Origin of the sequence: Chelatococcus sp. XZ-Ab1, from assembly GCF_029309855.1 — a bacterium.
In the GTDB taxonomy this organism is placed as follows: Bacteria; Pseudomonadota; Alphaproteobacteria; order Rhizobiales; family Beijerinckiaceae; genus Chelatococcus_A; species Chelatococcus_A sambhunathii.
Map to the genome: position 1 here is coordinate 313,038 of NZ_JARKII010000003.1, position 11,642 is coordinate 324,679.

Consider the following 11,642-nt stretch of genomic DNA (forward strand, 5'->3'; position numbering starts at 1 on the left):
ATGCCCTCTGTCACGCAGGAAGAAGCCAAGTCGCCCCCGCCGGCGGCGGCGCGCCGGTCCCCCGGCTGGTTCGCGCGGGTGATGGACCATGACCTCACGGCGAGCTTCCTCGCCTCGCGTGTCACGGTGCTCGCCGCCCTCGTCACGCTCGCGCTCGCGGTTCTCGCGCTCTTCGCGCCGCTGATCGCACCCTACAATCCGTTCGACCCGGCGCAGGTTTTCCTCATCGATTCGCTCAACCCGCCGCGTTGGCTGCCTGCGGGCGACGCCCGCTTCCTGCTCGGTACGGACGACCAGGGGCGGGACCTCTTCTCGGCCATCCTTTACGGCCTGCGCGTGTCGCTCATCATCGGCGTGCTCGGCGTTCTGATGGCGGCCGCCATCGGCATCACGCTCGGTCTCGTCGCCGGCTATGTCGGCGGACGGGTCGATGCAGTGATCATGCGCATCGCCGACGTGCAGCTTACCTTCCCGGCCATCCTCATCGCACTCCTGGTCGACGGCGTGGTGCATGCGCTGCTCAAGGGAGCGAGTCGGGAGGACACGGCCTTCGGCGTGCTCGTCTTCTCCATCGGCCTGTCATTCTGGGTGCAGTACGCGCGCACCATCCGCGGTTCGACGCTGGTGGAGAAGAACAAGGACTACATCCAGGCGGCACGGCTCGTCGGCCTTTCGCCCATCGTCATCATGGCGCGGCACGTGCTGCCCAATGTCATCGGGCCGGTGCTCGTCATTCTTACGATCAACCTCGGCCTCGCCGTCATTACCGAGGCGACCCTGTCCTTCCTCGGCGTCGGCCTGCCGCCGACGCAGCCCTCGCTCGGTACCCTCATCCGCATCGGCAACGACTATCTCTTCTCCGGCGAGTGGTGGATCGTCGCCTTCCCCGGTCTCACGCTTGCGGCCCTCGTCCTCGCCGTCAATCTCCTCGGCGACTGGCTGCGCGATGCCCTGAACCCGAAGCTCCGATGACAGAACCTGTCCTCTCCGTCCGTGACCTCAAGGTCCAATTCGTCACCCGCCGCGGCGTGCTGAAAGCTATCGACGGCGTCTCCTTCGATATCGCGCCGGGCGAGGTTCTCGGCGTCGTCGGCGAGTCGGGTGCCGGCAAGTCGGTGACGGGCTCGGCCGTCATCGGCCTCATCGAGCCGCCCGGCCGGATCGCCGGGGGCGAGATCCGCCTGAAGGGCGAGCGCATCGACAACCTCGCGCCCGAGGCGATGCGCCGCGTGCGCGGCAAGCGCATCGGCATGATCTTCCAGGATCCGCTGACGAGCCTCAATCCGCTCTACACCGTCGGCGAGCAGCTGGTGGAGACCATCAGGACGCATCTGCCCCTGTCGGCCGGACAGGCGCGCCGGCGCGCCATCGATCTCCTGGCCGAGGTCGGCATCCCGGCGCCCGACCGGCGCATCGACGGCTATCCGCACGAGTTCTCCGGCGGCATGCGCCAGCGTGTCGTCATCGCGCTCGCGCTCTCGGCCGAGCCCGAACTCGTCATCGCCGACGAGCCGACCACGGCGCTCGACGTCTCTGTCCAGGCGCAAATCATCACGCTCATCAAGCGCCTGTGCGCGGAGCGCGGGACCGCTGTCATGCTCGTCACCCACGACATGGGCGTCATCGCCGAGACGGCCGACCGGGTGGCGGTGATGTATTCGGGCCGTATCGTCGAGATCGGCCCGGTGCGCGACGTGGTCAAGCATCCGCTGCACCCCTATGCGGTGGGGTTGATGGGCGCCATCCCTTCGCTCGAGACCCATGCCGACCGGCTGGTGCAGATCCGGGGCAGCATGCCGCGCCTCTCCGCCATTCCGCCAGGCTGCGCCTTCCATCCGCGCTGCGAGCGCGCCTTCGCCCGCTGCGCGGTGGACCGGCCCGAGCCGCTCGACCGTGACCGGCGCAAGGTCGCCTGCCACCTCTATGACGAGGCGCATGCGGAGATTGCGTCATGACCGAGACCCCCTTCGTCGCGGTGCGCAATTTGAGGCGCGTCTTCGACGTCTCCAAGCCCTGGCTCAACCGCATGCTGGAGGGCGGGCAGAAGCAATATCTGACGGCGGTGGACGACGTCAGCTTCACCATCCGGCGCGGCGAGACCTTCGCTCTCGTCGGGGAATCGGGCTCCGGCAAGTCCACGGTGGCGCGCATGGTCGTCGGCCTGATGCCGCCCTCGGCTGGCGAGGTCGTCATCGACGGCGTGCCGATCAACGATCCGCGCCGCGCGGCGGACGTGCGGGCGCTGCGCCGGCGCATCCAGATGATCTTCCAGGATCCTTACGCCAGCCTCAATCCGCGCTGGCGCGTGGAGCGCATCATCGCCGAGCCGATCCGGGCCTTTTCCCTGAGCGCCAGCGCCCGCGAGGTGCACGAGCGGGTGGGCGAGCTGCTGACGCTCGTCGGCCTCCATCCGGCGGACGGGGCCAAGTTTCCGCACGAGTTCTCCGGCGGCCAGCGGCAGCGCATCGCCATCGCCCGGGCGCTTGCCTCCAAGGCCGAGTTCATCGTCTGCGACGAACCGACCTCGGCCCTCGACGTGTCGGTGCAGGCGCAGATCCTCAACCTGATGCGCGACCTGCAGGACCGCTTCGGCCTGACGTATCTCTTCATCAGCCACAATCTCGCGGTGGTCCGCCACATGGCGAGCCGCATCGGCGTCATGTATCTCGGCCGCATCGTCGAGATCGGCGGCGGGCGCGACCTCTTCGTCCGACCGCAGCACCCCTACACGCGCATGCTGCTCAACGCCGTGCCCGACATCGCCATGACGGGCCGGCTGCGCGAGGCGGTGCAGGGCGAAATCCCGAACCCCATCAACCCGCCGTCGGGCTGCACTTTCCACCCGCGCTGCCCCTTCGTCTTCGACCGTTGCCGGCGCGAGGTGCCGCCGCTCGAGGCGGGCGTCGCCTGCCATGCGGTCTCCGAGGGGCGCATCGCTGCGGCCTGACAGGGCCGCAGCCGTTCAGGGCTTGCTGAGACGGCCGAACAGCCGCGCCTTGGGCCGCGTCGTACGGAACTGGCCGCGCTCGATGGCGAGGAAGGCGATGACGGCGATTCCGATCAGCGTCAGCCACCAGGCCTGCGATGTCGCCATGCCTGACGTGGCGACGACGAAGGCGACCGTGAAGGTGGCGATGGCTGCGGGAACGAGCGAGGCCGTCATGCCGCCGGCAGCGCGGATGGCGAAGTAGAGCAGCACCGCCAGCGTCGTCGCCCCCACGATGCCGAGGTCGTACCAGATCTCGAACGGCAGTGAGAGCGGCGCCTCGCGTGGCACGACGCCGACGAGACGGCCGCGCAGGCTGGCGTCGAGCCCGTGGCCGGTGATGAGACGCAGGGGATCGCTGCGCACGATGTCGGCCCACACGCGGATCGATTGCACCGCCGGGCTCGCCGTGCCCATCAGCGCCTTGGCGAGGGGGCGCAGCAGAAAGGGCAGGAGCGGGGCAGCGAGGATGACGGCCGCGATCGCGACGCGCAGCACGTCCCGGCCGACGAGTGGCCGCCACGATGTCAGCAAGAACATCGTCGCGCCGGCGGCGAGCGCAAGGAGTGGGATCAAACTGCCGCCGATGACGACGGCGAGCCCGGCGACCGCGCCGAGCGCCAGCGCGACGAGCCCGTGCCCGCGCGAGACGAGCCAGCCGATCGCCGGCCACAGCAGGATTGCAAGCGTGATGAGACCGCGCTCGAGGCTGCCGGGATCGATCGTGTCGCGGCCGAGAAGGCCGAGAGCGACCAGGATGGCGAAGATGGACGCGGCGGCCGCGCCGATGCCGGTGAGATAGAGGTTGGAGGCGCGCATGCGCTCTGGCAGGGCGGCGATGCCGGCAAAGGCCATGGCGGCGGCGCCGAGAGCGTTGAGCAACTTGTCGAAGGCAGTGTTCGCCTGCGGCGCCCAAGCGATCGAGAGCGCGGCCCAGCCGATGAGCAGCAGCGCAGCAAGACCCGCCGGGGATACGAAGGCGCGCCGGAGGCTGCGGTTGAAGCCACCGTTTGCGCCGTCCATCAGCGCCGCGAGGACCATGAGGATGATCCCGATCGGCACCAGGACAACGGCCGCGCGGCGCGCCACGAGTGCCGTGATCGGCACCGCGACGAGGAGAGTCGCAAAGCCGATGCGGCGCAGCAGGATGGCGGCGTCGAGCGCCGGATCGAGAGCGGGTGTGGGCGAACGCATGGCCTACGCTTCAACCAACCGGCTGGCGGCACCGTGCCGCCCGCATTCCGGGCACGCTAGCGTGCCTGCCGCCGTGATGCTGTAGGGCGAATGCAACACTCGCCGCCGCGATGCGGCCGTATGGCCCAACTGGCCTTATGCTTTCGTCGATTCGACGCCGGCGAGTCCGCGCAGGAAGTGGATGATGCCGGAAAAGTCCTCGCCGCCGTGGCCGGCGCCGGTATAGAGAGCGTAGAGCTGGGCCGCGGCGGCGCCGAGCGGCGTTGCCGCGCCGCTCGCCAGCGCCGCATCCTGCGACAGCCGCAGGTCCTTCAGCATGAGGTCGGCCGCGAAGCCCGGCCTGTAGCCGTTGTTGGCCGGCGATGCCGGGACCGGGCCCGGCACCGGGCAATAGGTCGTGAGGGACCAGCACTGGCCGGAGGAGGTGGAGGCAACGTCGAACAGCGCCTGGTGTGACAGGCCGAGCTTCTCGGCGAGGGCAAAGGCCTCGCACACCCCGATCATCGAGATGCCGAGGATCATGTTGTTGCAGATCTTGGCCGCCTGGCCGTTGCCGGCCGGGCCGCAATGCACGATGCGCTTGCCCATGGCCTCGAGGATCGGCCTGGCCCGCGCGAAGGCGCCATCCGTGCCGCCGGCCATGAAGGTCAGCGTTGCGGCCTTCGCCCCGCCGACGCCGCCGGACACCGGAGCATCGATCGCGTCCATTCCCGCCTCGTGTGCCATGGCATGGACGCGGCGCGCGCTCTCGACGTCGATGGTCGAGGAATCGATGAAGAGCGTGCTGGCTTTCGCCGCCGGCAGGATCTCCTTCCACACGGCGATGACGTGCTTGCCCGCCGGCAGCATGGTGACGACCGCTTCGCTCGCCGCGACGGCCTCCGCCGCGCTCGCCGTGATGGTGACGCCGTCCGCCGCCGCAGCCTCGCGCAAAGATGCGACGAGGTCATAGCCGAGGACCTTGTGGCCGGCCCTGGCGAGATTGGCGGCCATGGGGCCGCCCATGTGGCCGAGGCCGATGAAGGCGATGGTGGTCATGGGTTCCTCCCTGCCCGCGCTCTCGGCGGGTCTGTTCTCAGTTGCCGCTGCCGCGTCCGACGAGGCTTCTCGCCACGATGAGGCGCATGATCTCGTTGGTGCCCTCGAGGATCTGGTGGACCCGGAGATCGCGCACGATCTTCTCGATGCCGTAGTCGGCAAGATAGCCGTAGCCGCCATGCAGCTGCAGCGCCTGGTTGGCAATCTCGAAGCCGCGGTCGGTGGCGATGCGCTTGGCCATGGCGCACAGCCGCGTCGCCTCCGGATCGTGCGCGTCGAGTGCTGCCGCCGCGCGCCACAGGAAGGTGCGGGCCGCCTCGAGCTCGGTCGCCATGTCGGCGAGGCTGAACTGCAGCGCCTGGAAATCCGAGAGATTGCGGCCGAAGGCCTTGCGTTCGCGCATATAGGCGAGGCTCTTGTCGAGCGCGGCCCCGGCGCCGCCGAGCGAGCAGGCGCCGATGTTGAGCCGCCCGCCGTCGAGCCCGGCCATGGCGATCTTGAAGCCGATGCCCTCGTCGCCGAGCCGGTTCGCCGCTGGCACCCGGCAGTTTTCGAGGATGACCTGCCGCGTCGGCTGCGCGTTCCAGCCCATCTTCTTCTCGTTGGCACCGAAGGAGAGGCCCGGCGTGTCCTTCTCCACGACGAAGGTGGAGATGCCACCGGGGCCGGCCTCGCCCGTACGTACCATGACGACATAGATGTCCGAGGTACCGGCGCCGGAAATGAACTGCTTGACGCCGTCCATGACATAATGGTCGCCGTCGCGCACGGCGCGCGTCTTCAGCGCCGCGGCGTCTGAGCCGGCGCCGGGCTCGGTCAGGCAATAGCTGGCGAGATGCTCCATCGTCGCGAGCTTCGGGATGAAGCGCCGGCGCTGCTCGTCGCCGCCGAAGCGATCGATCATCCAGGTCGCCATGTTGTGGATTGAGATATAGGCCGCGACCGAGGGGCAGCCGGTGGCCAGCGCCTCGAAGATGAGCGCGGCGTCGAGCCGCGTCATGCCGGAGCCGCCGACATCCTCGCGCACATAAATGCCGCCCATGCCGAGCCCGCCGGCCTCCCGGAGAACGTCGACGGGAAAGTGCTTCTCCTCGTCCCAGCGCACGGCATGGGGAGCAAGCTCACGCGCGGCGAAGTCGCGCGCCATGTCGCGGATGGCGATCTGGTCGTCGTTGAGGGTGAACTGGGTCATGGCCGTTGCTCGGGGCGCCAGTCGGCGAGGTCTACGATATGGCCCGCCAGCGGTGAGCCTGCGAATTTGCGGATGAGATGGCCGTCCGTCGTGATGAGACAGGAGCCCATGCTGCGGGCGAGCTCGATATAGAAGCAGCCGTAGGGCGAATGATCATAGGTCAGAGCCATCGCCCACGCCCCTTCGCGCAGCTCCTGTAGCGGCACGTATCCCGCCATCAGACGGTCGATCGTTTCCACCATCGCCATCGCGGCATCGCGCGTAAGCTCCTTCTTGCGGACATAGCGGAGAGCCGCACTGCGAATTTCGGCGATGAAGAGATCGGGCGCGACGAGGGCTGCCGCCGTCCGAGGCAATCCGTATACCTCGCCGCCGGGATCGGCCGGCATGAACCATCGGATCGCCGCGCTCGCATCGACCACGATCATCGCCGCTCGCGCTCCTCGCGGATGAGATCCTCGGGAGGCGTCCTCATCCCGAGCGGCCCGTGCTGGCGCCGGAATTCCTCGATGAGCGCGATCTTCTCGTCGGCGGACAGGGGCGCGATCGTCTTGAGGAGATCACGCATGAAGGTCTCGAAGGAGACACCCGCCAGGCGAGCCTTGACCTTCAATCCCTCGATCACCTCGTCGTCGAGGTTGCGGATGAGCACCTGTCCCATCTGTGACTCCAATGCTATCAAAAATGATAGCATGTGACCGCCGGCAGGTCATGCCGCCGGCCGCCGCATCAGTTCATCGTCGGGATGACGAACTCCGCCCCCTCCTTGACGCCGGAGGGCCAGCGCGAGGTCACGGTCTTCGTCTTGGTGTAGAAGCGGATCGAATCCGGCCCGTGCTGGTTGAGGTCGCCGAAGCCCGAGCGCTTCCAGCCGCCGAAGGTGTAATAGGCGATCGGCACCGGGATGGGCACGTTGACGCCGACCATGCCGACGTTGACCTTGGCGGCGAAATCCCGTGCCGCATCGCCGTCGCGGGTGAAGATGGCGACGCCGTTGCCGTATTCGTGCTCGGACGGCAGCTTGAGCGCCTCCTCGTAGTTGTGGGCGCGCACGATGGACAGGACCGGGCCGAAGATCTCCTCCTTGTAGATGCGCATGTCCGGCGTCACGTGGTCGAACAGGCAGCCGCCCATGTAGAAGCCGTTCTCGTAGCCCTGCAGCGTGAAGTTGCGGCCATCGACGACGAGCTTCGCCCCCTCCGCGACGCCAAGCTCGACATAGGCCTTCACCTTGTCGAGATGGGCCCGCGTGACGAGCGGGCCGTAGTCGGCGCTCGGGTCGGTCGAGGGACCGATTTTGAGGCTCTCGACCCGCGGGATGAGCTTCTCGACCAGCCGATCCGCCGTCGCCTGACCGACGGGGACGGCGACCGAGATCGCCATGCAGCGCTCGCCGGCCGAGCCGTAGCCGGCGCCGATGAGGGCATCGACCGCCTGGTCCATGTCGGCGTCGGGCATGATGATCATGTGGTTCTTCGCGCCACCGAAGCACTGCACGCGCTTGCCGTTGGCCGAGCCGCGCGAATAGATGTACTGGGCGATCGAGGACGAGCCGACGAAGCCGACCGCCATGATGTCGGGATCGTCCAGGATCGCGTCGACCGCCTCCTTGTCGCCGTTGACGACATTGAGGATGCCTGCCGGCAGCCCGGCCTCGATCATCAATTCGGCAAGGCGCATCGGCACGCCCGGGTCGCGCTCCGACGGCTTCAGGATGAAGGCGTTGCCGCAGGCGATGGCTGGCGCGAACTTCCACATCGGGATCATGGCCGGAAAGTTGAACGGCGTGATGCCGGCCACCACCCCGAGCGGCTGACGCATGGAATAGACGTCGATGTTGGTGCCGGCGCCCTCGGTATACTCGCCCTTCATCAGATGCGGCACGCCGCAGGCGAACTCGACCACCTCGAGCCCGCGCTGGATGTCGCCCTTGGCGTCGGGAATGGTCTTGCCGTGCTCTTGGGCGAGCAACTCGGCGAGGCTGTCGTAGTCGCGCTGGACGAGTTCGAGGAACTTCATCATCACGCGCGCGCGGCGCTGCGGGTTCGTCGCGCCCCAGGCCGGCTGGGCGGCCTTGGCATTCTCGACGGCGGCCCGGACCTCGGCCGCCGAGGCGAGGGCGACCTTGGCGCCGACCTCACCCGTCATGGGCGTGAAGACGTCGCCGAAACGTCCCGATTGCCCTTCGACCTCGCGCCCCCCGATGAAATGTCCGATCGTGCGCATCTTGCGTTCTCCGATGCTCTGCCGGTTCTGTTCTGCTGTGCCGGCGCTGGGCGCGATGCCTTGCGGGACGGGGCGCCGGAGCGCTCCCTCGCATCGGCCGGCGCCGGCCCTTGTCTTCGATAGTGGGAGCGAAATCGGCGAAAGCCAACGTGCCGATGACGTTCCGTCGGTCCTTCCGCACTACCATTGTCATTCGCGCACGACTATAGGACATTTCAAATCCGGTGCGTGCAAAGATACCAAAACGGGAGGCAAGCTGGGCATGAATCGCTTCGACTGGGACGACCTTCGCTTCTTCCTCGCCGTGGCCCGCGCAGGTCGCCTCACAGTGGCGGCGCGGCGGCTCGGGGCCGACCATGCGACGGTGTCGCGCCGCATCACGGCACTGGAGGATGCGCTGAAGGCCAAGCTCTTCGAGCGCCGGCCACAGGGCTATGCCCTCACCGAGCATGGCGAGCGCCTGCTGGCCAAGGCGGAGACCATCGAGAGCGAGGCGCTCGCGGCGCAGAGCGAGATCGGCGGGGCGGATCTTGCCCTGTCCGGCACCGTGCGCATCGGCGCTCCCGACGGCTTCGGCACCTTCTTCCTCGCGCCGCGCATCGGCCGGCTTGCCGAGCGCTACCCGGAGCTGGAGATCCAGCTGGTTGCCATGCCGCGGCTGCTCTCGCTCTCCAAGCGTGAGGCGGACATCGCCATCTCCCTCAACCCGCCGAAGGAGGGCAAGATCGTCGCCCGCAAGCTGGCCGACTATCGCCTCGGCCTCTACGCGGCGCCGGCCTATCTCGCCGCCCACCCGGCCATCATCGCGCCGCAGGATCTCTTCGAGCACCAGCTCATCGGCTATATCGACGACCTCATCTTCACGCCCGAGCTCGACTATCTCGACGACATCGCCAAGGGCCTCAGGCCGCGCCTGCAGAGCTCGAACCTCATCGCGCAGATGCATGCGACCATCGCCGGCGCCGGCCTCTGCGTGCTGCCCGATTTCATGGCCGCGGGCGATCCGCGCCTCGTCCCCGTGCTGCGGCGCGAGGTCGAGCTGGTGCGCTCCTTCTGGCTGATCGTCCACGCCGATCTGCGCGACGTCGCGCGCGTCCGGGCGACGGTCGATTTCCTCGTGCGCGAGGCCAAGGCGGCGCGGGCCGTCCTGATGCCGCAGGACGAGGTCGAGGCGGGCGCCGCCTGAGCGTTGCGGGGCCCTTGTGCATGCCGTGTGAAGCAGCTTGCATTTTCGCTTCACACCGATTTAAACGATTCAGAGAGCCTTTAAATCGCTCAGCTGAAAGCCGGCGCAGACCGGCGGATCGCATTCTGGAGGAGACAATGATGGATCTGACCCGCCGCGCCGCCCTCGGCGCGCTCGCCCTTGCCGCATCCTTCGGCCTCGCCGGCCCCGCCGCCGCCCAGACGACCCTCAAGTGGGCCCACGTCTACGAGGCGAGCGAGCCCTATCACAAGTGGGCCCTGTGGGCCGGGGAGGAATTCAAGAAGCGCACCAACGGCAAATATGCCGTCGAGGTGTTCCCGGCCTCTTCGCTGGGCAAGGAATCCGATATCAACGAGGGCCTATCGCTCGGTACCGTCGACATCATCTATACGGGCCAGCTCTTCGCCGGCCGTGCCTATGGCCCGCTTGCCATCGGCGGCGCGCCCTACATGTTCCGCGACTTTGCGCACTGGAAAGCCTTCCGCAATTCCGACCTCTTCAAGGAGCTGGGCGAGGGCTACAAGAAGCGCACCGGCCACGACGTCGTCACCCTCACCTATTACGGCGAGCGCCATGTCACGGCGAACAAGGACATCACCAAGCCGGAGGACATGAAGGGTCTCAAGATCCGCGTGCCCGACGCGCCGCTCTATACCATGTTCCCACGCGCCGTCGGCGCCAACCCGACGCCGATCGCCTTCGCCGAGGTCTATCTCGCCCTCTCCCAGGGCGTGGCCGATGCGCAGGAGAACCCCCTGCCGACCATCCAGGCCAAGAAGTTCTACGAGGTCCAGAAGAACATCATCCTCACCGGCCACATCACCGATGCCCTGCTCACCATCGTCTCGAGCGGCACCATGCAGCGCCTGAACGACGAGGAGCGCCAGACGCTCGTCGCGATCCTCAAGGAAGCGGCGGACAAATGCACGGACGATATCGTCAAGGCCGAGAAGGAGCTCGTCGGGTGGTTCAAGGAACAGGGCAAGAACGTGGTCGAGGTGGATCGCACACCCTTCCGAGAGGCGACCGTCAAGCTGCACAATGGGCCTGACGCGACCTGGGACAAGGCCACCTACGACAAGCTGCAGGGCCTCGCGGCCTCGAACTGACGAGACTGCGCCGGGGCGCTCGCTGCGCCCCGGCTTGGCACGGCCCGGCGCGCGGCGCCGGGCTTCCCGAACGCCGGATGCGGGGGCGACGCGTGACGCAATCGAACGACAAGGACAGTCCGGAGGTCGACACGACCGAGGCCATGTTCGAGCAGTGGCGCGAGCAGGAAAGCCGCGTGCCGCTCGACGACCTGCGCCCGCAGGACGGCATCGTCTTCCTGATCTACTGGGCGCTCTTCGCCGTCGTCCTGCTGCAGTTCTGGACGCGCTACGTCCTCAATGATTCCTATGGCTGGACCGAGGAGATCGCCCGCTACCTGCTCATCGCCGTCACCTTCATCGGCTCGGTGACGGCCATGCGCAAGGGCTCGCACATCGCTGTCGAGGCCGTCATCACGCTCGCGCCGAAAGCGGTACGGCACTGGACGCTCGTCCTCATCGACGGTCTCGTCACTCTCTTCTGCGGTGCCATGGCCTGGTATGGCTATGAGCTCGGCGCCCGTGCGCCCGGTTACATGGTCTCGGTCGATATCCCGAAATCGGTCATCTACTGGGTCGTGTCCGCCGGCCTTGCCGCCATGACCGTCCATGCCGCCATCCGCTTCGTCCAGCGACTGAGGGGACAGCTCGAGGACGAGACCTCGGGCACCGTCCTCGACTGACCTGCCGCCCCCCTTCAACCGATGACCC

General features: G+C 67.8%; 12 protein-coding genes. 6 read left to right on the top strand and 6 right to left on the bottom strand.

The features are described from left to right. Genes P2T65_RS07325 through P2T65_RS07335 form a run of 3 tightly spaced genes read left to right on the top strand, consistent with a single transcriptional unit; the run spans position 1 to position 2,947 of the window. Positions 1 to 972 carry an ABC transporter permease gene (locus P2T65_RS07325; protein ID WP_063186856.1) on the top strand — a complete coding sequence of 324 codons (972 nt, stop codon included), beginning with the start codon at positions 1 to 3 and terminating at the stop codon, positions 970 to 972. Further along, entirely contained in the window at positions 969 to 1,955 is a 987-nt protein-coding gene (locus P2T65_RS07330) for an ABC transporter ATP-binding protein (RefSeq protein WP_055459559.1), read from the top strand. The genes P2T65_RS07325 and P2T65_RS07330 overlap by 4 nt, the downstream gene beginning before the upstream one ends. Further along, complete coding sequence (locus P2T65_RS07335) at positions 1,952 to 2,947, top strand: oligopeptide/dipeptide ABC transporter ATP-binding protein (protein ID WP_071923089.1); 996 nt, start codon at positions 1,952 to 1,954, stop codon at positions 2,945 to 2,947. Before P2T65_RS07330 ends, P2T65_RS07335 begins: the two co-directional genes overlap by 4 nt. A gap of 15 nt (positions 2,948 to 2,962) precedes the next feature. Here P2T65_RS07335 and P2T65_RS07340 read toward each other — a convergent pair whose 3' ends face one another. The 6 genes from P2T65_RS07340 to P2T65_RS07365 form a co-directional block, all read right to left on the bottom strand. Further along, entirely contained in the window at positions 2,963 to 4,180 is a 1,218-nt protein-coding gene (locus tag P2T65_RS07340; protein WP_276199500.1) for a peptide ABC transporter permease, read from the bottom strand. Between the two features lie 135 nt (positions 4,181 to 4,315). Continuing rightward, positions 4,316 to 5,218: a 3-hydroxyisobutyrate dehydrogenase gene (gene mmsB, locus P2T65_RS07345; protein WP_055459562.1), complete on the bottom strand. Its 903-nt coding sequence runs from the start codon at positions 5,216 to 5,218 to the stop codon at positions 4,316 to 4,318. Between the two features lie 37 nt (positions 5,219 to 5,255). After that, positions 5,256 to 6,410 (bottom strand): isobutyryl-CoA dehydrogenase, encoded by a 1,155-nt coding sequence (locus tag P2T65_RS07350; RefSeq protein ID WP_055459563.1) that lies wholly within the window; start codon positions 6,408 to 6,410, stop codon positions 5,256 to 5,258. Continuing rightward, positions 6,407 to 6,838 carry a type II toxin-antitoxin system VapC family toxin gene (locus P2T65_RS07355; protein ID WP_055459564.1) on the bottom strand — a complete coding sequence of 144 codons (432 nt, stop codon included), beginning with the start codon at positions 6,836 to 6,838 and terminating at the stop codon, positions 6,407 to 6,409. Before P2T65_RS07355 ends, P2T65_RS07350 begins: the two co-directional genes overlap by 4 nt. Then, positions 6,835 to 7,071 (bottom strand): hypothetical protein, encoded by a 237-nt coding sequence (locus P2T65_RS07360; protein WP_055459565.1) that lies wholly within the window; start codon positions 7,069 to 7,071, stop codon positions 6,835 to 6,837. The genes P2T65_RS07355 and P2T65_RS07360 overlap by 4 nt, the downstream gene beginning before the upstream one ends. Before the next feature lie 68 nt (positions 7,072 to 7,139). Continuing rightward, on the bottom strand, positions 7,140 to 8,636 hold the full coding sequence (locus P2T65_RS07365; protein ID WP_055459566.1) for a CoA-acylating methylmalonate-semialdehyde dehydrogenase: 1,497 nt from the start codon (positions 8,634 to 8,636) through the stop codon (positions 7,140 to 7,142). 262 nt (positions 8,637 to 8,898) lie between these two features. On the opposite strand from P2T65_RS07365, the gene P2T65_RS07370 reads away from it, so the two are divergent. The 3 genes from P2T65_RS07370 (at position 8,899) to P2T65_RS07380 (ending at position 11,614) form a co-directional block, all read left to right on the top strand. Then, positions 8,899 to 9,822, top strand: a complete 924-nt coding sequence (locus tag P2T65_RS07370; RefSeq protein WP_055459567.1) for a LysR family transcriptional regulator — start codon at positions 8,899 to 8,901, stop codon at positions 9,820 to 9,822. A 137-nt stretch (positions 9,823 to 9,959) separates the two neighbouring features. After that, entirely contained in the window at positions 9,960 to 10,952 is a 993-nt protein-coding gene (locus tag P2T65_RS07375; protein WP_276199501.1) for a sialic acid TRAP transporter substrate-binding protein SiaP, read from the top strand. Positions 10,953 to 11,044: 92 nt separating this feature from the next. Beyond that, positions 11,045 to 11,614 (top strand): TRAP transporter small permease, encoded by a 570-nt coding sequence (locus P2T65_RS07380; protein ID WP_276199502.1) that lies wholly within the window; start codon positions 11,045 to 11,047, stop codon positions 11,612 to 11,614. The last annotated feature ends 28 nt before the right edge of the window (positions 11,615 to 11,642 follow it).